We start from the raw sequence: 26,346 nt of genomic DNA on the forward strand, positions 1-26,346 counted from the left end.
TGTCGCTCCTGGACTCGCGTGGGTAATTTGCCCCGGCGCCGGAGACCGGGGGCAGTACGCCCGGCCGACCCGTCATTTTGGCCTTAACGGAGCGATGGATGGCCCTGGTGCGGTGGCGCTCCGATTTGGTGCGCCACGATCAGAAAGCCCGGCTCGTGCCCCAGAGTGGGGTGGCGCCCCGCGCTTGCATGCAAGGCGGCTGAGCGGGGCGCTGCGGGGCTGTCAGAAATCCTTCCGGAAGGGCCGCGCGCCATCGCCCGACACCTTCAAAAAAAGCCTCCCGAAGCCCACCGGCATCTGGCCCGGAACCTGCATACACCCTGGTATTCATGTTAACCCGTAGGGGGCAATGTTCATGTACCGTCGCGATTTTTTAAAGGGTATCTCCGCTTTGTCCGTGGGTGTGGGGGCTCTGACTTTCCTCAAGAGCATGCCGGCGATGGCGGCCCGGAATGACACCCTGGTGGTGGTCACCGGGACCACCATCAACAGTCTGGACATACACCGCAGCGGCACTAACCGGCCCAGCTATCAGGTAGCGGTAAACTGCTACGACCGTCTGCTGACCTTCGGCCACAAACAGTTGGAAGACGGTTCTCTCAGCTACGATTACGACAATCTGCAACCGGAGCTGGCTGAATCCTGGGAGGTCTCCGGGGATGGTCGCGTCCTGACGTTCAAGATTCGCGACAACGCTCGTTTCTGGGATGGCAAGCCGGTCACCGCCGAGGATGTGAAATGGTCCTTTGATCGCGCCGTGACGCTCGGTGGTTTCCCCACCGCTCAGATGGCCGCCGGCTCCCTGGAAGAACCGGAGCAGTTCGAGGCGGTGGACGACAAGACTTTCCGCATCCATTTGCCGCACTCGTCCAAATTGACGCTGCCGGACCTGACCACGCCAGTGGCCATCGTCATCAATTCCCAAGCGGCCAAGGCGCACGCCACCGAGCAGGATCCCTGGGCCACGGAATACCTGCATCGTACTCCCGCCGGCTCCGGTGCGTTCAAGGTGGAACGTTGGGATTCCGGGCAGCAGCTGGTCTACAGCCGCAATGACGACTGGGCTTGCGGGCCGGTGCCGAAGATCCAGCGCGTGATTATTCGGGAGATTCCCTCGCAGTCCACCCGCCGCGCCTTGATCGAACGGGGAGACGTGCATTTCTCACAGAATATCCCGGCCAAGGATGCGCGCGAACTGGAGGCGGGCGGTAAGGCAAAGGTGGTCAGCACGCCGATCGAGAACTGTCTGCATGTGCTCTGCACCAATCTCAATTTCGAGCCGTTCCAGGATAAAAAGGTACGTCAGGCCATCGCCTATGCGGTGCCTTACGAAGCGATTTTCAACAATGCCGCCTACGGGCGCGGCGTGCCGATGTGGGGTGGGGATAGCGCCAAACCGGAAAGCATCACCTGGCCACAACCTTTTCCCTACAGCCAGGATCTGGAGAAGGCCAGGGCATTGATGGCGGAATCCAGCCACGCTGACGGTTTCTCCGTGCCACTGTCGTTCGATCTCGGCCAGGCGGACTGGGCTGAACCCACCGCGCTGTTGATCCAGGAAGCGTTGGGCAAGATCGGCATCAAGGTGTCGCTGAACAAGGTGCCGGGCGCCAATTGGCGAACCGTGGCACTAGTGGAGAAGTCACTGCCACTGCATCTGGAAAACTTCGGAGGCTGGTTGAATACGCCGGACTATTACTTCTATTGGGCCTACGTGAAAGGAAACCTGTTCAATTCCTCCAACTACGATAACAAGGAGATCGCGGAACTGGTGGATGAAACCCTGTTCATGGCCCAGGACGATCCCAGCTATGCGCCGAAGATTCGACGCATGATCGAAATCGCCATCGACGATGTGCCGCGCATTCCGCTGTATCAACCCTCGCTGAACGTGGCCATGCAACAGAACACCGGCGGCTACGAGTACTGGTACCACCGTCAGCTGGATGTGCGGCCGCTGACTCTGAAACAGGACTGAATCATGGTGCGTGTGCCCAAGCGCTTGCGGCTGGTGGGTTATCGCCTGCTACAGGCGATTCCGGTGTTGATCGGCATTGTCGTGGTGTCGTTTCTTTTGACCCGGGCGCTGCCCGGAGACCCGGCGGTTTATTTCGCCGGGCCGGCGGCGTCGGCGGAGTCCATCGAACAGATCCGCGTCAGCATGGGGCTGGACCGGTCGCTGCCGGTTCAGTTCCTTGCCTACGTGGGAGATCTGTTGCGTGGGGAGCTGGGGCAGTCCATTTCCACTGGTCAGCCGGTGCTGACCGAGCTGACCAGGCGTCTGCCGGCGTCGTTGGAACTGACCGGGTTCGCGTTACTGTTCTCGATAGCCGTGGCGATGCCATTGGGGATTCTGGCCGCCACCCGTCCCAACTCCTGGATCGACCACCTGTGCCGATTCGTGGTGACCGCCGGGGTATCGCTGCCCACTTTCTTTACCGGGCTGGCTTTGGTGTACCTGTTCTATTTTCTGCTGGGCTGGTCACCGGCGCCGATGGGGCGGCTCGATATTCTCTATTTGTCGCCGCCTCACGTTACTGGCTTCTATGTGATCGATGCGCTGATCGATGCTGATTTCGAGACAGCGCGTGCGGCGCTGGCGCAACTGATTCTGCCGGCGGTGACCCTTGGGTTATTCACTCTGGCGCCGATTGCCCGCATGACCCGGGCTGCCATGTTGCAGGTGCTGGAAGGGGACTTCATTCGCACTGCCCGGGCGGCGGGCCTTTCCAGCAATAAAGTGCTTTACAGCTATGCTTTGCGCAATGCCATTCTGCCGGTGATCACTACTTTGGGCATGGTGTTTTCCTTTGCTCTTGGCGCCAATGTGCTGGTGGAAAAAGTGTTCGCCTGGCCGGGTATCGGTTCCTACGCGGTGGAAGCGCTGGTGGTATCAGACTACGCCGCGGTGCAAGGCTTCGTGTTGTCCATGGCGCTACTGTTCGTGATTCTCAATTTGTTGATCGATGTGACCTACACCCTGGTCGATCCCCGTCTGGGTATGGAGGACTGATCCGATGTCACTTTCCTCGGTGAAGAATTTCACCCGCCATGCCCGTTATGTGATGACGGAAAATCCGGTGACCGCGCTGGCGGCGCTGCTTTTTCTGTTTATTGTCATCGCCGCCGTGGCCGGGCCCGCGCTGGTGCCTTACGACCCGATGGCCACCAACGGCGGCCGCGCGCTGCAGCCGCCATCCTGGAATCACTGGTTCGGTACCGATCATCTCGGTCGTGACGTGTTTTCCCGGGTGGTGGTGGCGACCCGTCTGGATCTGATGATCTCTCTGGCCGCGGTGGCCCTGGCCTTTGTTATCGGCTCCGCCATGGGGGCGGTGGCGGGCTACTTTGGTGGTTGGGCGGACCGCATCACCGGCAGGCTGCTGGATACCATCATGGCGTTTCCGCTGTTCGTGCTCGCCATGGGCGTGGTGGCGGCGGCGGGCAATACCATCGAAAACATCGTCTATGCCACGGCCATCATCAACTTGCCGTTCTACGCACGCATGGCTCGGGCGGAAGTGAATATCCGCCGCAATGCCGGCTTCGTGCAGGCGGCGCGCCTGTCCGGCAATGGCGACTGGCGCATTCTGGCTCAGCATATTTTTCCCAACACTCTGCCGCCGATGATGGTGCAAATCTCGCTCAACATGGGTTGGGCCATTCTCAATGCCGCGGGTCTTTCGTTCATCGGTCTGGGCGTGCGCCCGCCAACACCGGAGTGGGGAATCATGGTGGCGGAAGGTGCCAACTTCATCGTGTCCGGTGAATGGTGGCTGGCTTTCTTCCCCGGGGTGGCACTGATGCTGGCGGTGTTCACGTTTAATCTGCTCGGTGACGGTCTGCGCGATCTGGTCGATCCGCAGCGGCGTACTTGAGGTGAGAATATGAGCATACCGTTATTGGATATAAAAGCGCTCACCGTGGAATTCGGTACCCGTCGCGGCGTGGTGGACGCGGTGCGGCAGGTTTCGGTCACCGTGGCCAAGGGAGAAACCGTCGGCATCGTCGGGGAATCCGGTTCGGGTAAGTCGGTAACCTCTTACGCGGTGATGCGCATCCTTGATCGTGCCGGTCGCATCGCCGGTGGCAGTATCGTGTTCGGTGGTATCAATGTGGGCAAGGCCGATGAGCGCACCATGCGGGATCTGCGTGGCCGTGAGATGTCGATGATCTTCCAGAATCCGCGGGCGGCGCTCAATCCGATCCGTTCGGTGGGCCGTCAAATTGAAGACGTTTTGATCGAACACAGTCTGGCCACCCGCGCCGATGCCAGGGAAAAAGCCATCGACGTGCTCAAGGCGGTACGTATCAACGATCCGGAAAGCCGCTATCACGCCTATCCGTTCGAACTGTCCGGGGGCATGTGTCAGCGGGTGGTGATCGCCATCGCCCTGGCCTGCCGGCCGCGGTTGCTGATCGCCGATGAACCCACTACGGGTCTGGACGTGACCACGCAAAAGGCGGTGATGGATCTGATCCGTGAGCTCACCGCCGAGCGTAATATGTCGACCTTGCTGATTACCCACGACCTTGGTCTCGCCGCCGCTTACTGTGACCGCATCGTGGTGATGGAAAAAGGGCGCGTCGTCGAGGAAGCGGATACCGGCACCTTGTTCGCCAACCCCCGGCATCCCTATACCCGGCGGTTGTTGCAGGCGACACCAAGACTTGATTCAAAGGTGGCGGATCTGTTGCCGGAAGAGGATTCGCGCCGCCGTACACCGAGTACGCGCCCGCCTGGCGAAACGCTGCTGCAAATACAGGATCTGGTCAAGGTATTCCCCGGCAAGGACAAGGGCGATGAGTACCGGGCCGTGGACGGCCTGTCCTTCGAAGTACGCTCCGGTGAAAGCCTGGGGCTGGTGGGCGAAAGCGGCTGTGGCAAGTCCACCACGTCGTCGATGATCATGCGTTTGCTGGACCCCACATCCGGCCACATTCTGTTTAACGGTGAGGACATCGGCGCGGTGCCGGGAAAACGTTTTGCCGGCCATTCGGCCCGTGCCAGTCTGCAGATGGTGTTCCAGGACCCGACCGACAGTCTTAACCCCCGCTGGAGCGCGCGCCGCTCGATCAGTGATCCGCTGATGCGGCTTGCCAGTGTGGGCGGCTCCGCGTTGCGCGCCAAGGTGGAGGCAGTGGCGGAAATGGTGGGGCTGCCGGATCACCTGCTTGACCGCTTTCCCCATCAGCTCTCCGGCGGTCAGAAAGCGCGGGTGGGAATCGCCCGGGCGATTGCCCTGGAACCGAAGCTGCTGATTCTCGACGAGCCGACGGCGGCGCTGGACGTATCGGTGCAGGCAGTGGTGCTCAATCTGCTGGTGGAACTGCGCGAGCGTCTGGGTATGAGCTATCTGTTCATCAGCCACGATCTCAATGTGGTGCGGCTGTTGTGTGAGCGGGTGCTGGTAATGAAAGCGGGGCGGATTGTCGAGCAAGGGTCGGCTGAACACTTACTGGACCGTCCGGAACATCCCTATACCCGTGAGCTGCTTGCCGCTATTCCTCATCCGCCATCCTCCCCGCCCCGGGTTTCTTCGGAGAGCGAGGATTCGGTGATCGCGGCAAGGTGGCCATAGAAGCCCGCTCTGCTGTTAGAGCCTTACTCAACCCCCTTTCCGTGACCTGCGATATCCGTCCCACATACCCCATATGGGGTATGTGCGGCCGCTCTAAACTGTCTAGTCTTGCCCGGTAGCCGGAGGGAGCCCGCGGGGGTCCTTGGGGAGCCGGCTTTTCCAAAGCGTTCTGAAGTACGTCGCGCCGCGTTGCTTTATCCCCGCAGGCGATTGTCGGCCCGACCGTGTATACGGAGGCGGACAATAATGATCCGGAAGAGTTTGGTTGCCGCGGCGGTACTGGCCGGAATTCAAGGCTGTGCTCCAGTACAAGTGGATAATGTGGCCGGACAGGCCACCGTATATGAAGACCCAACCACATCCGGACGGGTACAGGGTGTGGGTATCGAATCACAGGACGTGGTGGCCATGACCGACCAGATGATGCGTGACATGCTCGCCAACCGCATTCTTGCGGCCCGCGACGTGCCGCCACGGATCATCATCGACAACGAGTATATGCGCAACGAAAGCTCGTCGATCATCAATACCAATCTTCTCACTGACCGCCTGCGCGTGGAATTGAACCGGGCCGCCAATGGCCGGTTGATCTTTGTCGGACGTCACTATGCCGACATGGTGGAGAAGGAACGGGCGCTGAAGCGGGATGGTGCCGTGGATGGAGGAACCATCCGCAAGACCCAGGCCACCGCGGGTGCGGATTACCGCCTTGGCGGGCGGGTCGCTTCCCTGGACGCAATGGATCGCAATACCCAGACCCGCTCCCGTTACCATCAGGTTACCTTCGAAATGGTGGACCTGGAGCTGGGCACCATCGTTTGGAGTGGCTCTTACGAAATGCGCAAAGCGGCTCAGGACAATGTGCTCTATCGCTAAACTGATGGCCGCCGGTGTGGCCGTTATGGCTCTCGCGGGCTGCGCCACCGGCCCCACTCAGTATCAGCCGCGAACACTTTCAGTGGCTCAGCAGGAAGTAGTGGACCAAAAGCCTCCATCATTGCGACCGCTGTACCGCGCACTATTTGAAGAAGGCCGCCGCAATGAGGTTCTCAATTTGATGGAAATCGGCGCGGCGGCATTTCATTTGCAGGAATATGATCTGGCCCGCGCCGCGTTCGACCAGGCCATTGTCAACATCGAAAGCGTATACGCGGACAACGATGCCGCACACCGGGCGCGCAGCCTTTGGTACGAGGAAGGAGAAAAGGAATTCAAGGGCGAGCCCTACGAGCGGAGCATGGTGTTCTACTACCGGGGTTTGCTGTTCCTGCGTGAGGGTGATTACGGCAATGCGAGGGCGGCTTTTATGAGTGGGCTATTGCAGGATGCCTTCGCCGAGGAAGAGCAGCACGCCACGGACTTTGCGTCCTTGATCTTCCTGGCGGGCTGGGCGGCGCGCCTGGATGGTAACGGCAGTTTGGCCAAACAGCACTTTGCCGAGTATCGGCGGCTCCGCCCGAATGGCCCCTTGCCGGATGACGACGACAACACCCTTGTCATTGCCGAAACCGGCAGTGCCCCGCGCAAGTTAGCTGACGGTGTTGGACACTATCAATTGGTCTACCGCCGTGGCCGTGAGATACAGACACAGGGTGCTCGCCTTGAAACGGCCGCTGTATCACAGTCGCTTTTCCCGATCGAGGATGTTTTTTTTCAGGCATCAACTCGGGGAGGGCGGACCGTGGACCGCATTATCGAAGGTAAGGTTCAGTTCAAGAAAAGTGCTGAGGCCACGGGTGATGCTCTGACCTCGGTCAGCGACAGCAGCGTGCTGGCCGGGCTCAGCACCAGTGCCGGCGGTGCGGTGGCGGCTGGCTTTCACACCATCACCGCCATCGGCGTGGCGGCGCAAGGATTGTCCGCTCGTTCGCGTACTCGGGCGGACACACGCTATTGGCGTCGGCTTCCCGATCAAATTCATCTGACCACCGTGCTAAGTGATCCTGTCAGCAACGGGTCGCGGATGGTGTTCCTGGATGCCGATGGTGCGCTGATGGTGGATAGAGTCGCCACCATAGCCGTCCATTACGACGGCAAAGGCAATGGCTTTGCCTTCGTCCGATCTACACCAGAAGGGGTCTCACCATGATGCGAACCAGATTGATGAATGCGGTTTGGGCGATGGGCTTGCTGTCTTTAATGGGCGGCTGTCAAAGCCCGGGGATGAGTAAAAAGGAGCTGAGCCAGCGCCTTGAAGAGCCCGGTTTCAATACCGTCGTCTTCGCCGACTACGACCTGAACCGGAACTTCAGCGAAGGGCTGTTCGGCCCGGATAAAGTGTTGCGCCTTTCCAGCGCGGGGCATGGCATTGGACACACGGATACAGGGACCTCTGAAGTCTGGCTGGAGCTGCGCAATCATACCGATCACAACTATGTAGTGGAGGCGAGAACCCGGTTTTTTTCCCAACAAGGCATACCGGTGGATGCCAAACCCGTATGGCAACGTTTGCCGGTACCAGCTAATTCCAGCGCGGTGTACCGGGAAAAATCCGTGGGCACGGAACGGCTGCAATATCGTATTGAAGTGAGGCAGGCACGATGAGCTGCGTTCAGGCTACGGTCTTGATGTTGGCGTTGGCGGGTATTGGCGCCGCGCTAGCACAGGATCATTCCGCCGCGCCGATGATGGCCCCGGCCAGATCCCCGCTGACGGAGCAGGGGTGGAGTGACTTAAGTACGCGGTCGGGTCGCATCAGTGATGCTGACTCTATTGTTGATCAATTCCGCGAGCGGTTTCCCGATCGCCCTCGTATCGCTGTGCTTTGGCACCAGGCGCTGTCCGACCGCGTCAGCGACTGGTATGGCTACCATCGGACCACGTTGGCCATGAGCGGAAAGTCTTCACAAAGCGACGGAAAAAAAAGGACGCAACAACAGGGAAATGTTGCCGCGGGTGTGCAATCGGAAACCCGTGGCGTGCCGGGTGAACGGCAAAAGGAAACCTCTTTCGCCTTACGGGATGGCCTGATCGGAACGTTCCAGTCGGCGGGGGCAAGCATGGTGGATGAGGGACTGGCGCGGCGTCTATCCGATAATGCCTTGGAGGATGGCACCTTCTCGCGCTTGTCTCCGGACCAGTTGCGCCTGCAGATGCGCGCACTGGCGGAATACGCCGACTATGTCCTGGAGTTAACCGCCGGCGATGGCAGTGATCCGGGGTATCGGGTGAGGGTCCTGTCCACGGAAAACGCCACGGTAGTGACAACGTTTTCAACCACGGCGGAACCTCCAGAGAGCGAGAAGGAATCGCATTGGGTGGTGACGTCCAGTGGCTACCAGAAACGTGATATGCCGGTATCACTGAGCCAGATAGGCCGAGAGTTAGCGTTGCTGACCATGGAAAGAATGCGGCCTTGAAAAACGATTACGACAACATTTCCTGAAAGGGCGTTATCATGAGAATGAAAGCCATCCTGCACGTATTGGGGTTCGTGCTTCTGGTTCAATTGACGGGCTGTGCATCATCACTGTCGCCAGCCGGCTCTGGTGCCATTGGCGCGGGGCTGGTGAAGCACAGAGGCTACCCGATGGTGGTTCGGATCAACCCTGGTTCGGTGGCGGAACAAAGTGGACAAATCCTGCTGGGAGATCTGATTCTGGCGGCGGCACCCACACCGGAATCTCAATGGGTCATATTGAAAGGCTACGGTCTTAACCAGGCAATCCATGTGATTCGTGGCGAACCCTATACTCGGGTAAAACTGAAACTGATGAACAATCAGGACTCACAAGAGCGCGAAGTGGTCCTGATACGAGGGCCGGAAGGCCGTGCTTCCGAGTTGACCTATCTTGAAGGGCAAAAGGGGTTGGATACACAAGGTGAGACGGCGGCCCCGGTTAATATCGCCGACCTGGTGATTTCGGATAACTCCGGGCCGTACCTCAGCCCTTATACCTCCGACGGTGTCACTGCAGAATGGGTGAATAAGGCGATCAACACCAAAATGGGGGAGGCCACGGGGTCCGCTGTTGGCGCCGCTGCCGGGGCTTACGCAGGGCGAAAGCTGATGGAGAATGTACCTGGGGGCGGTTTTTTTGGCAGCTTTCTGGGCGGCATGGCAGGGTCGAAAAGCGGTAAGGCGGTTGGCCGTGACGCGGCGATCAAGGCATCCGGGGGGTGGGAGTACATCCGTGCCACATCGGATCAGTCGTTCCACTCGGTCGGTGACATGGCGCGGTGGCTGGTGAATACACATGGCGGTAGTGCCAACTTCAAGGACGTGATTGACGCCGCTTCGCATGTCTATCCGGATCTGCAACCCGCGTTGGCAAGACAGCGATAATTGTTCTTAACTTGCATTCCGGTTGGGAGTGTGCCGGCTCGAATGTACCAGCTCTCTCTTTAAAAAAACCGCCGACGCACGTCGCATCACGTCGGCGGAAAGGCACCAGACCATCAATCCGTTGGAGCCGGCGGTTATCTAAACCGCCATGAAAACAGATTTGGTTTCCAGGTACGCATCCAGGGACTGCCGGCCCATGTCACGACCGAAGCCGGACAGCTTATAGCCACCGAACGGTACCGCGACGTCCAGCATGTTGTGGCAGTTGACCCACACCGTTCCCGCTTTGATTTTCGGTACCAGACGATGCACTCGCGACAGATCGTTGGACCAGATACTGGCGCCAAGCCCGTAGGGGGTATCGTTGGCGCGGCGGGCCACATCGTCCAGATCCTCATACGGTAGCGCCACCACCACCGGACCAAAAATCTCCTCCCGCACGATACGCAGATCGTCATCGGTACTGGCGAATACCGTGGGCTCGACAAAGTAACCGCTGCGACTGGCGCGCGCGCCGCCGGTCACCAGTTCCGCGCCCTGTTCACGACCCAGGTCGATATAACCGCACACCCGGTCCAGTTGTTCACGGGAGACCAGAGGTCCGAGATGGGTTTGCGGATCCAGCCCTGGCCCCATGGGCAGCGCCTTGGCCAGGTCCGCGAGTTCCGCCACCACGTTGTCGTACAGCTTTTTGTGTACGTAAAGGCGTGACCCGGCACAGCACACCTGACCGTGGTTGAAGAAAATCGCCTGGGCGGCGCCCTGGGCGGCCAGGGCCGGATCACAGTCGTCGAGTACGATCATCGGTGATTTACCACCAAGCTCCAGGGTGACCCGGGTCATGTTGTCCATGGCGGCGCGGCCGATCAGCTTGCCCACTTCGGTGGAACCAGTGAAACTCACCTTGCTGACCCCGGGATGAGCCACCAACGGAGCGCCGGCATCCGGACCGTCTCCGGTGATGATGTTCACCACACCATCGGGGAAACCGGCCTCCTGCAGTAGCGTGCCGAGATAAAGTGCGGTGAGCGGCGTCTGCTCGGCGGGTTTGAGAACCACGGTACAACCGGCCGCCAATGCCGGCGCTAACTTCCAGGTGGCGACCAGCAGCGGGAAATTCCAGGGTACCACCGCCGCCACCACGCCGACCGGTTCACGGCGGGTATAGGCGAAAAATTCGCTTTCCGGTGGAGCGAACGGTACCGAAACGTCCAGCGACGCGCCTTCGATCTTGGTGGCCCAGCCGGCCATGTAGCGGAAAAATTCAATACACAGAGTGATGTCCACTGCTTGCGCGATTTGCGCGGACTTGCCGTTGTCGATGGACTCGATCTCGGCCAGCACCTTGGCGTCGCGTTCGATCAAATCCGCCAGTTTGAGCATCAGGTTCTGGCGTTCGGAGGGGCGCATTCTTCCCCACGGGCCGTTTTCAAGGGCTTGCCCGGCGGCGCGTACCGCGCGATCCACATCGGTTTGCCCGGCGGCCGGAACGGTGCCGAGTACGGTTTCATCCGCCGGGTTGATCACCTCCAGACGTTGCCCTTCGACGGCTTCCACCCACTGGTCACCGATCAGCATGCGATGGTGGGTGGCTTCCAGAAAGGTCCGGGTGCGACTCTCAATGGTGTGACCGAATTCCGTCATCATATTCATGGCAAAAGCTCCCCGTGGCCCGGATAAACCGGGCCGTGTTGCTGTGTGAGTGATTGAAAAAAGTGGTATCGAGTTATTTCTTGGGTCTTATCGCGTCGGCGGTTCCTTGAATGAACGCCTTGATCTTCTCCACGTCTTCCGCGCTGAGTTTGCCGGTGAAGTCCGGCATTCCCCGCGACACAAAGGGGCCGTTGAAGACGAACTTGTCGAGATTTTCAATAAAGCTCTTGTCCACATAACCCAGATTGGGAATGTTGCCACCCTTGTCGACACCGGGGACGCCATGGCAGAACACGCAGTTGCTGACGTAAAGGTAAGTGCCTTCTTCCACCAGGGCCGGGTCGTACTTGACGCCGGTAAGAAGATTGCCGAGCTGGTGTTTCGTGAACTCCGGCATCTCCGCTTTGCCATTCAATTTGAAGGTATAAACGGTACCCGGTGTCGTCGTCTCCGAAGCGCGCTGAGTCTGGCCGAATACCCCGCCCCAGCCAGCGGCGATGGTGATGTACTGCTCGCCGTCCACCTGGTAGCTGATTGGCGCGGCAATTACGCCGGTACCCATGGGGGACTGCCACAGTACATCGCCGCTGCCGGCGTCGAACGCCATCAGCCTGGCGTCAGCGGTGCCCTGGAACACCAGGTTTCCGGCGGTGGACAGCGTACCGCCGTTCCAGGGCGCCACATGTTCATAACGCCAGCGCTCCTGCTGCTTGACCGGATCCCAGGCCAGCAGCCGGCCGAACGGTTTGCTGGAAGGTGTCTCGGCATTGATCAACATGCCGGTATTCCAGCCGATGCCGCTCATTGGTTGTCCCGGTTTGTTGCTGCCGTGCTCCTTCCAGTTTTTATCTTCCATCAGATTCAGCGGGATATTCTGCGCCGGAAAATAAGCCAGTCCGGTTTTCGGGCTGTAGGACATGGAATGCCAATTGTGTCCGCCGAAGGGGCCGGGGATAGCGTCAAAGGGTTTGTCCTCGGAGCGGGCTTCGGCGATCTCGATTGGCCGACCGTTCTTGTCATAGCCGGTGGCCCAGTTCACATCGACAAAGTTTTGCGCCGATATGAATTTGCCGTTGGTGCGATCCACGACAAAGAAGAAGCCGTTCTTCGGCGCATGCATGATCACCTTGCGCAGCTTGCCGTCAATTTTAATGTCGGCCAGGATAAGATCCTGGGTTGAGGTGTAGTCCCAGTTGTCCCCTGGTGTTTCCTGGTAGTGCCAGACGTAGTCACCGGTTTCCGGATTGATCGCCACGATGGAGGCCAGGTAAAGGTTGTCGCCGCCGGCGGGGCTGCGTTTGCGATGTACCCAGGGGTTTCCGTTACCGGTACCGATGTACATCAGGTTCAATTCCGGGTCGAACACCATGGAATTCCATACCGTGCCGCCACCGCCAGACTCCCAATACTTACCCTTGGGGTCCCAGGTCTTCGCCGCTTTGGCCATGGCTTCGTTTTCATACGGCTTGGCCGGGTCACCGGGCACGGTGAACCAACGCCATTTTTGCTTACCCGTCTCGGCATCGTAGGCGGTGATGTAACCGCGAACACCGAACTCCGCGCCGCCGTTGCCGATGATCACATTGCCGCGAAAGACGCGCGGTGCCCCGGTAACGGTATAGGGCCGGGAGCGGTCAATGATGGTGTCTTTTTCCCAAAGCTTCTTGCCGCTGTTGGCGTCCAGTGCCACCAGTCGCCCGTCCAGTGAGCCGACGAAAACCTTGCCCTTGTAAACGGCGACGCCGCGGTTCACCACATCGCAGCAGGCCTGGTACGCTTTCTCGCGGGGCACTTCCGGATCATAGCTCCACAGACGTTTGCCAGTCTTGGCGTCAAGAGCGTGCACCACACTCCAGGAGGCGGTTACGTACATGGTGCCATCCACCACGATCGGCGTGGCTTCAATGCCGCGCGTGGAGTTCAGATCGTAGGACCAGGCCAGGCCGAGCTCATCCACGTTCTTGCTGGTGATCTGCGTAAGTGGGCTGAAGCGGGTACCGGCGTAATCAAAACCATGGCTGGGCCAGTCCTTGCCACTGTCGCGGTTGGCGACTATGGAGGCCTCGTCCGGTCCGGCCTGGTCAGCCAGAACCGGCGTCGTGGCAAACAGGGACGACAGTAGTAACAGGGAGGGTATGGACGCCCTCCGGGATGCAAGCATCAAATTCATTTTCAGGTGCTCCTTTTCGTTTTTATCACGCTGCCTGTGAACGCACCGGTGCCGGAGCACCGGTGACGCTACTGATCAGAATGCCTTGAGAATTCTCAGGTTGAAACGATTGTTTTCCTTGAAACCATTTTCAACGGAAAGATCGCGCCCATAATTCGCCAGTAGCTGCACGGAAGGCGTGACGAACCAGCCACTGCCAATGGTCATCTTGGTGGTTCTGGAACGATCATCCTGGTCGGTACCGTTGATTTCGGTTTCCCCGCCGAAGGTGTGGGAAAGCCCGGCACGTAAATCCAGATTTTCACGTAGCTGATAGCGCAGGAAGGTCTGGACCTGGAACAGGGGGTCTTGCTTCAGTGTGTCCTTGTTTGCTCCAAAATCATCATTTTTTCCGTGCACGGTGACATCGGCGGCGATGTCGAGGAACACCTTCTCGGTGAGGCCGGTGATATAGCCCGCCTGCAGAGCGAACTTCCATCGGTTCTCGCCAAGGTTAAGCGCGTCGTCGTGGTCATAGGTGCCAGTAGGCACATAAACAAAAGGCGTAATACCAAAGTAGGTATTGGTTTCAGGTTTGTTCACCAACCAGACCGTGGCGGCGAGAATCAAATCGCCGAGACCATCGGCATCGCCCAGTGACTTGGTGTCGTCCTTCCCTTCCAGGTGGCCGAAGGGAAGCAGGAACTGGGGGTCAACGATGTAATCGCCAATTTTCGTGAAATGAACGCCGCGTAAAATGCCAACATGGGACTCGAGTCCGGCATCAATGGGTACGCGGTCGCCGTCACTGTAGAGGCGGTCGCGATCGGCGTACTGGTAATAGACCATGGCCAGATTGGTACCCGCGGGCAAGGCGGTGTAGTCGCCGGCGTCCACGTCCACGGCGTGGCTCTGGCCCGCCGCTACCGAGAGCGCGCCGACCAGCAGTGACAGGGCGGTCTTTTTCTTCGGTATGATGGGTTTTCGGGAAGCCGCTTTTACATTCTTGTCGTCGTTCATGAAATCGGTTCCTTGTTTCTGTTATTCGATAGAAAGCGTCGCAAAAAATAGAAGTCCTCAAAGGCGGACTGTCACCCTCGCGAACAGCCACCTCGTTGTTGTATTGCAGAGGGCGTGCCATACTTGTTTTTTTGGGAAAAATTAAAAAATACTGTGGATTGTCAGGTGTTTGAGAGACCCTGAAGCAGACCCTGAGTTCGTTGCCGGATAGATGGGTGTATCGTTTTGAAACAGTGGTGAGTACCGGCTGTATAACAACAAAACAGGATTCCGGAGAGCGCTATGCAAATTAACCCGTTCGACTTCGATCACCGTGTTAAAAAAGCCAGGCGATTGTTCGAGGAAGGCCGGGATGTGCCCCCCCAGCTACTGGACGATTCGGTGGTGCGCTCCTGGCAGCGCTCACGTCATCATGGACTGTGTCCCGATGATCGGGTCATCTTTAACGTCGTGTCCCGCACCGACGTGCGCCGCATTGGCGAGCATCATCATCTGTTATTGGATGACGTGGCGCCGGAAATGGAACTGTTGTTTCATTCATTGGGCCGCGCCAACTGGATCTTGGCCTGTATCGAGGCAGGGGGCGTGGTGATTCATGCCCTGGGTAACGAAAACCCGGCCTGTCGCGACCTCGCTCCGGCGCTGCGCGTTGGTGTCAATTTGAATGAATCCGTGGCCGGCACCAATGGTCCGGGATGCGCTCTCGCGGAGGGGCGCCCCTCGGTGGTATGCGGCAGCGAGCATTTTCTCGATGAGGCCCGTGTGTTTGCCTGTGCCGCCGTGCCGGTCCGGGACCCTTATGGTGAACTGGTGGCGGTGTTGGATGCGTCCCGGCGCCATGGCGGCCACCGCATTGGCATTCTGGAGCCGGTGGCGCTGGCCGTGCGGGCGATTGAAAACCGCATGATGCGGCGTATTGGTGGCGAGTTACGGCTGGCGATTCATTATCGCCCGGAACTGACCGATTCACCGATGCGCGGGCTGTTGCACTTTGACGGCGACGGCTGTCTGCTGGGCGCCAACCCGGTGGCCCGCCAGATGCTTGATCTCCCCATGGGGGAAGGTGGCGGCCGGCTGTGTTTCGAGACGCTATTCGAGGGGAGTATGGAGCGCGTCTGGACCGCCGGGAATACGCCGGTGGCTCTGTCCTGTCATGGCGGCTTGCAATTGTTTTGCCGGTTGGAGGGGCGGCCATCGCCGCGCTTTAGCGGCTTTTCTCCGTCGGGTCCGACGCCGGTGGGACAGCCTGACCCGCAAGCGCCTTTCCACGATGATCCCGGGGTTAACGGCTTGTTGCGCCAGGCCCAGCGGGCTTTCCACCATGATCTGCCGGTTCTGTTGCGCGGCGAGACCGGCACCGGCAAAGAGGTGATGGCGCGGTGGCTGCATCGTTCCGGGCCCCGTGCCGAGGGGCCCTTTGTGGCGGTGAACTGCTCGTCGATTCCGGCGGGTTTGATTGAATCCGAGCTGTTTGGTTACGAGGGCGGCGCTTTCACCGGTGCACGCAAGGGGGGCATGCCGGGTAAGTTCGAACAGGCCGACGGTGGCACGCTGTTCCTGGATGAAATTGGTGATATGCCACTGGAGTTGCAGGCGCGTCTTTTGCGGGTATTGCAGGAACGGGAGGTCACCCGGTTGGGGGCTACCCGTGGCACCGCGGTGCAATGTTCATTGATTTGCGCCACCCACCGGGACCTGGAACAAAGGGTGGCGGAAGGGCTGTTCCGTGAAGACCTGTTGTATCGCATTAACGGGTTGCAAATGCCGCTGCCGCCGCTGCGTCAGCGCCAGGATTTCGATGACCTGGTGCGGCACTTGCTGGCCGGGGAAGCACGGGGGGAAGAGCCGCCGGTGTTGTCCGAGGCAGCTTGGCGAGCGCTGCGGGGGCATTGCTGGCCGGGCAATATCCGTGAACTGCAACAGGCGCTGAGATTGGCGGTGGCGTTGTCGGAGGACGGTATTGTAACGGTGGAGCATTTGCCGGCTTCGCTTCGATCGCTGGCCGCGTCCTCATCGACGCGGCCTTCGGGGACCTTGCAACAGGCGGAATGTGAAACGGTGCGAGTGGCGCTGGCGCGACACAAAGGCAATGTTTCCGCCGCCGCGAAGGACCTCGGCATCGCCCGGGCGACGCTATATCGGAAAATGCGGCAGTTCGGCCTGGATTGAGCGAGGACGGATGTAAATCCAGCCTGTTGTTGATACAGAGGCTGACAGGAACAAGGCCTCCGGGTATGAGCTTGCTCAGTATTGGTTGGCAAGCCTGCTTCCCACAGAATGGCTACGAAGCCGCTGTGGGAAGCAGGCTGGCCAGCGAATCGGCCCGGACTGGAAGGGGACCGCTCTGGACAGTGGCCATATAAAAAAGCCGGCGCAGGCCGGCACAAGGCAGGGCCGCCGGGAGGCGGCCAAAAGGGGATTGGATCAGGCAGCGTCGGTAAGAACGTCGCCGAGCAATGCCTCGAACTGCTCCAGATACTGCCGGTTGTCGTGGTCCCACGGGTGGAAACCCGGTTTGAACCAGTCCAGCCAGGCCTTGGCGGTATAGCGGAAGATGCCTTTCTTGCCCAGACTGTGACGCAGCACCGAGCGCCAGCCTTTGGCGTCGAACAGACCGCCGGTAACGCGTACATTATGCGCGTAGAACGGCAGGAACAGGGCAAAGAACACAGCGGTGGAGATCACCAGGGTGGAGGTCCGCAGAGCGTAGGCGGACAGACGATCGTCGGTACCCACGGCCAGCTGATAGACGTCAAAGGCCACTGCTTTGTGCTCGGTTTCTTCCAGGGCATGCCAATTCCAAATAGCCTTGTAGCCGTCGTCCGCACCCTCCATGATTTCCGGCAGGCTGAGCAGCCCGTCGGCGAGAATCGCGGTAAGGTGTTCCAGGGCCACGGTGCCGGCCAGTTGGAAGGACTGAGGCGTGCGCTTCTGGATTTGCTTGAGCAGCGCTTCGACCAGTCGCTCCTGGGCTTTCAGGGGAACGCCGGCGTTGGCCACATGATCGTTGTACTCATCATGTTCACGGCCATGCATGGCTTCCTGGCCGATAAAGGCGGTAACCGCCTTTTTCAGCTCGGGATCCTGAACCAGCTCCCGGTAATTACGGACGCTGTCTATGAAAAAGCGTTCGCCGACCGGAAAAAACAGGCTCATGGTATTAAGAAACTGGCTGACATTGAGGCCGTCACGATGCCAAGTGAGGGCCTTCGCCGGATCCAGCTTGAAACGCAGGTTGCGGCGCGTCGGCAGAATTGAGATGGCCATAATCACGTACCTCTAATGAATGTTACATCACTCGATGATACAGTTGGCCCGGCCATCAGCAAGGCACTTCTAACAGCAGGGTTATGTCGTGACGGACAATAGACAAATCAAGGCAAATTGTTTACTTGATGCGCTGGTGGCGCACTTCCAGCGTACGTTGGCGCCGGAACAGCTGAATGTCTGGCTGGAGCAGGAGCTTGATTACCTGCTGGCCGAAGCCGGCCGGCTGCGTCTGGGAGAGGTAGTGACTCCGGAGCAGGTGATCACCACCGCGCACAAGTACGCGGCCACCATGGAACTGGGTGGCGGGGTGCCGGAACTGGTCGGCGAAATGATGGAGCGCCTGTACCAGAGTGGTACCGACAGTGATCGGTTGATCGGGGAACTGGTGGACGAGGACACCATCACCGCCACCGTGGACAAGCTGCTGGAAGTGCCGCTGTCCCGTCAGGGAATCACCTGGCTCAGCCACAACCCGGTGTTGCTGGCGCTATTGGCCGGCGGCACCCAGCTGGGTGTCAAAACCTGGCTGCATCAGGGGATACCCGAGGCAGTGCGGGGGCTGCTGGGACGCCGTGTGCCGGAGCGTTGGCGGGCCACCGCGGAGCTGCGCCTGCAGGACTGGTTGATGCGGCGGATGGAAGCGTTACTCAGTGATCCCTGGCTTTACAGCGACGAGAATCTGGCCTCGCTTCGGGAACTGATTCTGGAGGGCTGGCGCGAACTGTCCGAGCGACCGGTGGCGGAGCTGCGGGAGTTGCTGAGCAGCGAGGACATTCAGGAACTGTTCGTGATCGGCTATGACTTCTGGCGGCAGTTCCGGCACAGCGACTATTTCACCACTCTGTTGAGCGAGGGCGTGCACACCTTCTTCGACAAATACGGCAACAGTTCCCTGCTGGAGTTGCTTGAGGAAGTGGGGATCGACCGTGAGAGCATGCTGGACGATGCCCGCCGCTTCGCCCCGGGCGTGGTGCGGGTGTTGCGCGATAACGGCATGTTGGAGGCCTGGCTGCGCCGTCATCTGACGCCGTTCTTCGAAGCCCCGGAAACCCTGGCGATATTGGGCGACGAGCCGCCGGCCATCGATTGAACCGAAGCGCGGCCTGGGGACCACTGGGGTCCGCCATGGTCGAACAGCCCGCTTACACGCAACACGCAACACGCCAACACGCTAAAACGGAGCGCCGCCCGGCCGCTTCCCACAGCGACCCTGTAGCGCTTCTGTGGGATGCGTGTTGACACTCGAATCGGAACCGGCCGAATTCATCTCCCCGAACCAGCAGACGCGTCGGGGGCAGCGTGCCAGCGTGTTGCGTGCAGGCGTGTCAGCGACCAGTGGGCCGCCGACCGCGAAATTCGGGTTTAATCCGGATCACGACATCCGTCGTGGCGAAAGGTTGTGCTGATCGCGCAGCATGTCCCGTATTTTGTCTTCCTCAACCGGCCGGCTGATCAGGTAGCCCTGGATGCCGTCGCACCCCATGGCACGTAGAATTTCCAGATGCTGCGTGGTCTCCACTCCTTCCGCCACCACGCTCATGTTAAGGCTGTGCGCCATCTCGATGATGGCGCGGGTGATGGCGGCATCGTCCGCGTTCTGGGTTAAATCGGTGATGAAGGAACGGTCGATCTTCAAGGTGTCCACCGGAAAGCGCTTGAGGTAACTGAGCGAGGAATAACCGGTGCCGAAATCATCCAGCGACAGGCCGATGCCCCGTGAGCGCAGCCGTTCCAGCAAGGCGATATTCTGCTCCAGATCCTCCATGATCAGGCTTTCGGTCAATTCCAGTTCCAGCAGATGGGCGGGCAGGCCGGTGAGTTCGAGGATGCGGTCGATGACGTCGGCCAGATTGCCCTTGCGGAATTGGTGGGCGGACAGGTTCACCGATACCCGGATATCCCCCAGCCCCTGCTTGTGCCACTGGCGCGCCTGGCGGCAGGAGCGCTCCAGCACCAGTTCGCCGATGGCGGAGATCAGGCCGGACTCCTCCGCCAGCGGGATGAACTCCGACGGTGGCAGCAACCCCATGCTCGGGTGTTGCCAGCGCACCAGAGCTTCCACCGAGGACACCGCGTTGCTGGCCAGGTCCATTTTCGGCTGGTAGTGGACCACGAACTCGTTTTTGAAGATGGCCTTGCGCAGGCTGGTTTCCAGCGCCAGTTGCTCCACCGACGCCACCTGCATGCCGCTGCGGTAGAACTGGTAGTTGTTGCCGCCGCTGCGTTTGGCCTGATGCACCGCCATGTCGGCCTGGTTGATCATTGGCTGGGCGTCCATGGCGGTGGACGGGAACAGGCTGATGCCGATGCTGGCGCCCAGCAGCAGCTCGTGGCCGTCGATCAGGAACGGCTTCTTCATAGCGTTGATGATCTTCTGGCACAGAGCGCCGATTTGTGGCTCTCCGCCGCAGTTATCCAGCACCAGGGCGAACTCGTCGCCGCCGACCCGGGCCAGACTCTCCTCTCCGGGGCCGCATTGCGAGATGCGGTCGGCGGCCAGTTTCAGCAGGCGATCGCCGATTTCGTGGCCGAGCGATTCGTTGATCGGCTTGAAGCGGTCCAGGTCGATCATCAGCAGTGCCACCCGGGAGCGGTTGAGACGCCCCAGGGTGAGTGCCTTGTGCAACCGCTCGCGGAACAGAGTGCGATTGGGCAGGCCGGTCAGGCGGTCGTAGTTGGAGAGGAAGCGGACCCGTTCCTCCGCCTCCTTGCGCGAGGTGAGATCGGAAATCATGCCCACGTAGCGGATCACCCGCTGACGTTCATCGAGCACGCTGCTGATCTGCACCCATTCGGGAAAGATCTCGCCGTTGCGCCGGCGCCCGGTGATCTCGCCTTCCCAGAAGCCGTTGCGGCGCAGCCCCAGGCGGATGGTGTGGTAGAGATTGCGGTGGCGGCGGGCATGCTCGCTGTCGGCGATGCTCTTGCCGTTCATCTCTTCCTCGCGATAGCCGGTGATCTGCTCGAAACGGGCGTTGGCGGCGAGGAAGCGGAACTGCCGGTCAAGGATGAAGATGCCTTCCGGCGCATTCTCGAAGACGGTGGCGGCCAGACGTTGCTGTTCCTGGGCTTCGCGCTGAGAGGTGATATCGCGGCGGGTACCGATCATGCGGATGGCCCGGCCATTATCGTCCCACTCCACCACACGGCCGTCGTCTTCCAGCCAGCACCAGTGCCCTTGCTTGTGGCGTAGCCGGTAAATGGCGTGATAGCGATCGGTCTCGCCCTTGAAGTGGGCGACCATGCCGCGGCGGATGGTGGGAAAGTCGTCCGGGTGAACCAGCTGCTTGAGATCACCGAAGAAGTTGCCGAAGTATTCGTTCTCGTAGCCAAGCAGCCGGTCGAAATTGGTGTGGTAGTTGGAACCGGTGTTCAGGTTCCAGTCCCACAGGCCGATATTGCTGGCCTCCAGCGCCAGCTCCAGGCGCTCGCCGGTGGCGGTGAGCTCCCGATTCGCCACTTCCAACGCCCGGGTGCGCTCGCTGACCATGGATTCGAGCCGGTCGTTGGCCTCCTGCAGGCGTCGTCGCGCCTCCTTCCGCTCGCAAATCTCCTCGGCCAGCTTTTCGTTCAGCGCCTCGGCATTGGCACGGGCCCGGTCCAGGTAGTCGATCAGGGCGGTGTTGCTGATCTGCAGGTCCAGGGCACGGTGAGAGGTGCTGTTGATGTAACGGGCGGTGAGAAACAGAAAGCCGGCGATGGCAAGTAAAGTGGTGGCCAGGGCGGGATTGTCCGGTTGTGTCAGCAGCAATTGGGTAAAGGCGGGGGTCAGCAGCAGCGCCTGATAGCTCACCACGGTGAACAGATGGCTGCTGTAGGCGGCCAGCGCCACGATACCCAGACCAATGCCCAGGCAACCCAGGGTCAGCTGTGCATAGAACAGGGACTCGTCCGGGGTGGTGGACTGGAGGTTCAGCAGTAGGCCGCCAAGCCCCAGCAGCAGACCGGAGATCAGGACGAACAGCGAGATGTAACGGCGCAACTGGCGGTGGTCGGTATCCTCGTCCAGGTCCCAGGATTGCAGCCACAGGATGCGCGCCGCTATGAAGGTCAGCGTCAGCGCCGCCCATCCCAGCAGCAATAGCAGGGACACCGGCGTGGCCCAGTAGGCCGCCAGGGTGACCAGCACGGTGGCCGCTTCCAGCATGCTCATGCCACGCAAGCCGGCACTCAAGTGGCGGCACTGGGCACGCATCACCGCATGGCGGGAATGATCCATATGTTGCTGAGTTAACGTAGACACGGACTCGGGTTCCAGGCTCGTGGACGGCCTTTTTGTTTTGCAGTTTACCCACGCCAGTGCGGGAAAGGAAACCACGTAGGGAGCACCGCGCGTGCGATTGATCACGGATGCGTCGATTGCCGCAAAGCCAGCGCCGGCTTTCGCTGGTTCTGATAAACTCCAGGCCCATGGATGACGTAACCACACTTCTTGAAGGCCTCAACCCGGCCCAACGCGACGCGGTCGCCGCGGAAGACCGCCATTTGCTGGTGCTGGCCGGCGCCGGCTCCGGTAAAACCCGGGTGCTGGTGCACCGCATTGCCTGGCAGATCGCCACTGAACAGGCTTCGCCGTTCGGTATTCTCGCGGTCACCTTCACCAATAAGGCGGCGGCGGAAATGCGCGGCCGCATCGAACAGCTGCTGGCCATGCCCGCCGGCGGGATGTGGGTGGGCACCTTCCACGGCATCGCTCACCGTCTGTTGCGCTCGCACTGGCAGGAAGCGCGCCTGCCGCAGAGCTTCGAGATCATCGACGCCGACGATCAGCAGCGGCTGGTGAAGCGGGTGATCCGTGAATTGGGACTGGACGAGCAGCGCTGGCCGGCGCGCCAGGCCACCTGGTTCATCAACGGCCAGAAGGATGAGGGGCTGCGCGCGGCGCACATGGATGTCAGCGGCGGCGATCTGTTCGCCGTGACCATGCAGAAGATCTACCTGGCCTATGAGGAAGCTTGTGAGCGTGCCGGTCTGGTGGACTTCAATGAAATGCTGCTGCGGGTGCTGGAGCTGTTTCGCGACAATGATGACCTGCGCGGCCACTATCAGCGCCGCTTCCGCCATATCCTGGTGGATGAATTCCAGGACACCAACGCCATCCAGTACGCCTGGTTGCGGCTGCTGGCGGATGACCATAACGCGGTCACCATCGTCGGCGACGACGACCAGTCCATCTACGGTTGGCGTGGCGCCAAAATCGAGAACATTCATCGCTTCAGTCGTGACTTCCCGGACACCAGGGTGATCCGCCTGGAGCAGAACTACCGCTCCACCAGCACAATCCTGGAAGCGGCCAACGCGGTGATCGACAACAACCCGGACCGGCTCGGCAAGCAGTTATGGACCGAGGGAGGCAAGGGGGACCCGATTCGCCTCTATGCCGGGTTCAACGAGGTGGACGAAGCCCGTTTTGTCGCCGGCAAAGTGGAAAGCCTGGTGCAGCAGGGTACCAATCGCAATGACATGGCGGTGCTGTACCGTTCCAATGCGCAGTCCCGGGTGTTGGAGGAGGCGTTTCTGCAGGCCGGTATCCCTTATCGTATTTACGGCGGCCAGCGCTTCTTCGAGCGGGCGGAAATCCGTAACGCGCTGGCTTATCTGCGACTGCTTAACAACCGGCAGGCGGATGCCGCCTTCGAGCGGGTGGTGAACACGCCGACCCGGGGCATTGGCAACAAGACCCTGGAAGCGGTGCGCGAGCAGGCCCGCATGCGCGGTATTCCGCTCTGGGACGCGGCGGTGGCCACCGTCAATGAGCGCCTGCTCAGCCCTCGGGCCAGCAACGCCCTGCTGGCGTTCCTGCAATTGGTGGATCAAATGGCGGCCGACACCGAGGCGCTGGATCTGGCGGAAACCACCGAGCATGTGATCGCCGCCAGTGGCCTGCTGGATTTTCATGGTCAGGAGAAAGGCGACAAGGGGCAGCAGCGGGTGGAAAACCTGCAAGAACTGGTGTCCGCCACGCGCCAGTTCGGTGAGGGTGACGAGGAATCCGATCTGGATCCGCTCACCGCCTTCCTCGATCACGCCGCCCTGGAAGCCGGTGACGGTCAGGCGGAGGCATTCGAGGACGCGGTACAGATGATGACACTGCACTCCGCCAAGGGCCTGGAGTTCCCGGTGGTGTTCATCACCGGCCTGGAAGAAGGGTTGTTTCCCCATCAGATGTCCTCGGAGGAGCCCGGCCGGCTGGCCGAGGAGCGGCGGCTCTGTTACGTGGGTCTGACCCGGGCCATGCGCGAGCTGTATCTGACCTACGCCGAGAGCCGGCGCCTGTTCGGCAACGAGACCCTCAACCCGCCCAGTCGTTTTCTGCGCGAGATTCCCGGTGAGTTGGTGGAGGAAGTGCGGGTGCGGGCGGCGGTGAGCCGGCCGGTGGGCCGCCGCGGCACGGTGCGCCAGGAGGAGGCCAACGGTATCGGCCTGGGCGCGCGGGTGGTGCATCCCAAATTCGGAGAGGGTACGGTATTGCACTTCGAGGGGCAGGGGCCCAATGCCCGTCTGCAAATCAACTTCGATGGCGTGGGGACCAAATGGCTGGTCAGCCAGTATGCCCGCCTGGATGTGCTGTAGATGGACTTGCTGTAGCGTGCGGTAGACAGAAGTCCCATAGACAGCGATACCGTAAACAGAAATAAGATTCGTGCCCGATCATGGCGGGCACATACTTACAACAACCCGAAGGGGAGAGACTTACCAATGGACCGTCGCAAATTTGTTTCCGCCCTGGGCCTGGGGCTGGGTGCCGCCGCCTTGGCGGGCTGTGGCCAGGAAGAAAAACCGGCCGTGGCCGAACAGAACGCCACCGCTGGTGGTGAAAAGAAAGCCGAAGCCTTGAAATGGGATCTGGTCACCACCTGGCCGAAGAATTACCCCGGCCTTGGTACCGGAGCCAACCGCTTCGCGGAACGCGTCAATGCCATGTCCGGCGGCCGTCTGACGGTCAAGGTACACGGTGCCGGTGAGTTGGTACCCGCCACCGAGGTGTTTGACGCGGTCCGTTCCGGCAGTGCCCAGATGGGGCACTCCACGCCTTATTACTGGAAGGGCAAGCATCCGGCCACACCCTTTTTTACCACCATTCCCTTTGGTTTGACCGCCTGGGAAATGAACGGCTGGCTCAATTTCGGTGGTGGTCAGGCGCTGTGGGAAGAACTGTACGAGCCGTTCAACCTGCAGCCGCTGGCGTGCGGTAACAGCGGCACGCAAATGGCTGGCTGGTTCAACAAGGAAATCAATTCCGTCGATGACCTCAAGGGGTTGAAGATCCGCATGCCCGGCCTGGCCGGCGAGGTGATCAAGCGCCTGGGTGCGATCCCGGTGCAGATGCCCGGCGGCGAGGTGTTCACCTCCCTGCAGACCGGTGCCCTGGATGCCGCCGACTGGGTTGGTCCCTATAACGACCTGGCCTTCGGTCTCTACAAGGTGGTCAAGTACTACTACTACCCCGGTTGGCAGGAGCCGGGTTCGGCATTGGAGCTGATCATCAACAAGGACGCCTGGAACAGCCTGCCGGAGGACTTGCAGAACATCGTCCGTTCCGCCGCCGAGGCCGAGAACCAGCATATCCTGGACGAGTTCACCGCCCGCAACGCCGATGCGCTCAAGCAACTGGTCAATGAGCACGGGGTGCAGCTGCGCCGCTTGCCGGATGATGTCCTGATGGCGCTGAAGGACACCAGCGATCAGGTGATTGAAGAGGTGATCGCCGGGAATGAGCTGTCACGGCGTATCTATGAGTCCATCGTCGCTTTCCGCGATGCCTCCATGCCCTATCAGGAAATCGCCGAACAGGCCTTGCTCAACAGCCGTACCCTGGTGTTGAAGGACGCCTGACAGGCTGCTCCTACAATTGGAACTATGAAGCCGCTGTGGGAAGCTTGCTTGCAAGCGAATGGCCAACGGCCCGGAGGGCATTCGCGGCCGAGGCCGCTTCCCACGGCGGCTTCGTAGTTATCTCCCAATTCATGTCCCCAAGGCCCGCGCCCCCTTTCCTAGCGAGGCACGGCCCGGGTACGACCGCTGTCGTCGATGGCGACAAAGGTGAAGTGCCCTTCGGTAACCTTGGCCAACTCCCCGGTATCTTCCCGAATCCACACTTCCACCTGGATCTGCATCGAACTGCGGCCGATATCGAGCAGTTGGGTGTAGCAGCTCACCACGGCGCCTACTGGCACCGGGCGCAGGAACGCCATGGAATCCACCGCCACGGTGGCAATGCGCCCCTTGGCGGTGGCGCGGGCGGTTACCGAACCGGCCAGGTCCATCTGGGACACCAGCCAGCCACCGAAAATATCGCCGTTCCAGTTGGCGTTTTGCGGCATGGCAATGGTTTGCAGGGCCAGGGTGCCCTTGGGTTGGGGGATGTCGTCGCTGGGATCGGTCAT

19 protein-coding genes are annotated in these 26,346 nt (G+C 60.4%); 13 read left to right on the forward strand and 6 right to left on the reverse strand.

The genetic code is table 11. From position 1 onward, the window contains the following. Nucleotides 1-355 precede the first annotated feature (355 nt). The 9 genes from A6D6_RS01045 to A6D6_RS01085 all read left to right on the forward strand — a co-directional run bounded on the left by A6D6_RS01045 (nt 356) and on the right by A6D6_RS01085 (nt 9,867). Nucleotides 356-1,978: an ABC transporter substrate-binding protein gene (locus tag A6D6_RS01045; protein ID WP_133491092.1), complete on the forward strand. Its 1,623-nt coding sequence runs from the start codon at nt 356-358 to the stop codon at nt 1,976-1,978. A 3-nt stretch (nt 1,979-1,981) separates the two neighbouring features. Next, nucleotides 1,982-3,013 (forward strand): ABC transporter permease, encoded by a 1,032-nt coding sequence (locus A6D6_RS01050; RefSeq protein WP_133491091.1) that lies wholly within the window; start codon nt 1,982-1,984, stop codon nt 3,011-3,013. Between the two features lie 4 nt (nt 3,014-3,017). Further along, nucleotides 3,018-3,878 carry an ABC transporter permease gene (locus A6D6_RS01055; protein WP_133491090.1) on the forward strand — a complete coding sequence of 287 codons (861 nt, stop codon included), beginning with the start codon at nt 3,018-3,020 and terminating at the stop codon, nt 3,876-3,878. Between the two features lie 9 nt (nt 3,879-3,887). Further along, nucleotides 3,888-5,582, forward strand: coding sequence for a dipeptide ABC transporter ATP-binding protein (locus A6D6_RS01060; RefSeq protein ID WP_159659682.1), 1,695 nt, complete (start codon nt 3,888-3,890; stop codon nt 5,580-5,582). Nucleotides 5,583-5,828: 246 nt separating this feature from the next. Then, a complete protein-coding gene (locus A6D6_RS01065) occupies nt 5,829-6,458 on the forward strand; it encodes an LpoB-related protein (protein WP_014996696.1) in 630 nt (209 codons plus the stop codon). Nucleotides 6,459-6,483: 25 nt separating this feature from the next. After that, nucleotides 6,484-7,671 (forward strand): COG3014 family protein, encoded by a 1,188-nt coding sequence (locus tag A6D6_RS01070; RefSeq protein ID WP_236563932.1) that lies wholly within the window; start codon nt 6,484-6,486, stop codon nt 7,669-7,671. Continuing rightward, nucleotides 7,668-8,126: a putative periplasmic lipoprotein gene (locus A6D6_RS01075; protein ID WP_051015562.1), complete on the forward strand. Its 459-nt coding sequence runs from the start codon at nt 7,668-7,670 to the stop codon at nt 8,124-8,126. Before A6D6_RS01070 ends, A6D6_RS01075 begins: the two co-directional genes overlap by 4 nt. Further along, nucleotides 8,123-8,941 carry a hypothetical protein gene (locus A6D6_RS01080; protein WP_159659683.1) on the forward strand — a complete coding sequence of 273 codons (819 nt, stop codon included), beginning with the start codon at nt 8,123-8,125 and terminating at the stop codon, nt 8,939-8,941. Before A6D6_RS01075 ends, A6D6_RS01080 begins: the two co-directional genes overlap by 4 nt. Nucleotides 8,942-8,985: 44 nt before the next feature. After that, nucleotides 8,986-9,867, forward strand: coding sequence for a PDZ domain-containing protein (locus A6D6_RS01085; protein WP_041717175.1), 882 nt, complete (start codon nt 8,986-8,988; stop codon nt 9,865-9,867). Nucleotides 9,868-10,005: 138 nt separating this feature from the next. On the opposite strand, the gene A6D6_RS01090 is transcribed toward A6D6_RS01085, so the two are convergent. The 3 genes from A6D6_RS01090 to A6D6_RS01100 all read right to left on the reverse strand — a co-directional run bounded on the left by A6D6_RS01090 (nt 10,006) and on the right by A6D6_RS01100 (nt 14,689). After that, nucleotides 10,006-11,520, reverse strand: coding sequence for an aldehyde dehydrogenase family protein (locus A6D6_RS01090; RefSeq protein ID WP_179746621.1), 1,515 nt, complete (start codon nt 11,518-11,520; stop codon nt 10,006-10,008). A 73-nt stretch (nt 11,521-11,593) separates the two neighbouring features. After that, nucleotides 11,594-13,690, reverse strand: a complete 2,097-nt coding sequence (locus A6D6_RS01095) for a PQQ-dependent dehydrogenase, methanol/ethanol family (RefSeq protein WP_159659684.1) — start codon at nt 13,688-13,690, stop codon at nt 11,594-11,596. A gap of 75 nt (nt 13,691-13,765) precedes the next feature. Further along, a complete protein-coding gene (locus A6D6_RS01100; RefSeq protein WP_097058881.1) occupies nt 13,766-14,689 on the reverse strand; it encodes a transporter in 924 nt (307 codons plus the stop codon). Between the two features lie 282 nt (nt 14,690-14,971). Between A6D6_RS01100 and A6D6_RS01105 the strand changes: the two genes are divergently transcribed. Beyond that, complete coding sequence (locus A6D6_RS01105) at nt 14,972-16,858, forward strand: sigma-54-dependent Fis family transcriptional regulator (protein ID WP_080531786.1); 1,887 nt, start codon at nt 14,972-14,974, stop codon at nt 16,856-16,858. Between the two features lie 255 nt (nt 16,859-17,113). On the opposite strand, the gene A6D6_RS01110 is transcribed toward A6D6_RS01105, so the two are convergent. Continuing rightward, complete coding sequence (locus A6D6_RS01110; protein WP_159659685.1) at nt 17,114-17,956, reverse strand: metal-dependent hydrolase; 843 nt, start codon at nt 17,954-17,956, stop codon at nt 17,114-17,116. A gap of 88 nt (nt 17,957-18,044) precedes the next feature. Between A6D6_RS01110 and A6D6_RS01115 the strand changes: the two genes are divergently transcribed. Then, complete coding sequence (locus A6D6_RS01115; RefSeq protein WP_097058884.1) at nt 18,045-19,049, forward strand: hypothetical protein; 1,005 nt, start codon at nt 18,045-18,047, stop codon at nt 19,047-19,049. Nucleotides 19,050-19,331: 282 nt separating this feature from the next. On the opposite strand, the gene A6D6_RS01120 is transcribed toward A6D6_RS01115, so the two are convergent. Next, the gene (locus A6D6_RS01120) at nt 19,332-22,202 is read right to left on the reverse strand and encodes a sensor domain-containing protein (RefSeq protein WP_236563933.1); all 2,871 of its coding nucleotides are present in this window, start codon (nt 22,200-22,202) and stop codon (nt 19,332-19,334) included. A gap of 167 nt (nt 22,203-22,369) precedes the next feature. On the opposite strand from A6D6_RS01120, the gene uvrD reads away from it, so the two are divergent. Next, complete coding sequence (uvrD, locus tag A6D6_RS01125; RefSeq protein WP_159659686.1) at nt 22,370-24,532, forward strand: DNA helicase II; 2,163 nt, start codon at nt 22,370-22,372, stop codon at nt 24,530-24,532. 126 nt (nt 24,533-24,658) lie between these two features. Continuing rightward, entirely contained in the window at nt 24,659-25,795 is a 1,137-nt protein-coding gene (locus tag A6D6_RS01130; RefSeq protein WP_133491080.1) for a TRAP transporter substrate-binding protein, read from the forward strand. 158 nt (nt 25,796-25,953) lie between these two features. Here A6D6_RS01130 and A6D6_RS01135 read toward each other — a convergent pair whose 3' ends face one another. After that, complete coding sequence (locus tag A6D6_RS01135; RefSeq protein ID WP_014996682.1) at nt 25,954-26,346, reverse strand: acyl-CoA thioesterase; 393 nt, start codon at nt 26,344-26,346, stop codon at nt 25,954-25,956.

Origin of the sequence: Alcanivorax xiamenensis, assembly GCF_009846745.1 — a bacterium.
Taxonomy (GTDB): Bacteria; Pseudomonadota; Gammaproteobacteria; order Pseudomonadales; family Alcanivoracaceae; genus Alloalcanivorax; species Alloalcanivorax xiamenensis.

Coding starts and splice junctions, on each gene's coding strand:
- A6D6_RS01045 (WP_133491092.1), top strand. CDS start 356: ATGTACCGTCGCGATTTTTTAAAGGGTATCTCCGCTTTGTCCGTGGGT.
- A6D6_RS01050 (WP_133491091.1), top strand. CDS start 1,982: ATGGTGCGTGTGCCCAAGCGCTTGCGGCTGGTGGGTTATCGCCTGCTA.
- A6D6_RS01055 (WP_133491090.1), top strand. CDS start 3,018: ATGTCACTTTCCTCGGTGAAGAATTTCACCCGCCATGCCCGTTATGTG.
- A6D6_RS01060 (WP_159659682.1), top strand. CDS start 3,888: ATGAGCATACCGTTATTGGATATAAAAGCGCTCACCGTGGAATTCGGT.
- A6D6_RS01065 (WP_014996696.1), top strand. CDS start 5,829: ATGATCCGGAAGAGTTTGGTTGCCGCGGCGGTACTGGCCGGAATTCAA.
- A6D6_RS01070 (WP_236563932.1), top strand. CDS start 6,484: ATGGCTCTCGCGGGCTGCGCCACCGGCCCCACTCAGTATCAGCCGCGA.
- A6D6_RS01075 (WP_051015562.1), top strand. CDS start 7,668: ATGATGCGAACCAGATTGATGAATGCGGTTTGGGCGATGGGCTTGCTG.
- A6D6_RS01080 (WP_159659683.1), top strand. CDS start 8,123: ATGAGCTGCGTTCAGGCTACGGTCTTGATGTTGGCGTTGGCGGGTATT.
- A6D6_RS01085 (WP_041717175.1), top strand. CDS start 8,986: ATGAAAGCCATCCTGCACGTATTGGGGTTCGTGCTTCTGGTTCAATTG.
- A6D6_RS01090 (WP_179746621.1), bottom strand. CDS start 11,520: ATGAATATGATGACGGAATTCGGTCACACCATTGAGAGTCGCACCCGG.
- A6D6_RS01095 (WP_159659684.1), bottom strand. CDS start 13,690: ATGAATTTGATGCTTGCATCCCGGAGGGCGTCCATACCCTCCCTGTTA.
- A6D6_RS01100 (WP_097058881.1), bottom strand. CDS start 14,689: ATGAACGACGACAAGAATGTAAAAGCGGCTTCCCGAAAACCCATCATA.
- A6D6_RS01105 (WP_080531786.1), top strand. CDS start 14,972: ATGCAAATTAACCCGTTCGACTTCGATCACCGTGTTAAAAAAGCCAGG.
- A6D6_RS01110 (WP_159659685.1), bottom strand. CDS start 17,956: ATGGCCATCTCAATTCTGCCGACGCGCCGCAACCTGCGTTTCAAGCTG.
- uvrD (WP_159659686.1), top strand. CDS start 22,370: ATGGATGACGTAACCACACTTCTTGAAGGCCTCAACCCGGCCCAACGC.
- A6D6_RS01130 (WP_133491080.1), top strand. CDS start 24,659: ATGGACCGTCGCAAATTTGTTTCCGCCCTGGGCCTGGGGCTGGGTGCC.
- A6D6_RS01135 (WP_014996682.1), bottom strand. CDS start 26,346: ATGACCGATCCCAGCGACGACATCCCCCAACCCAAGGGCACCCTGGCC.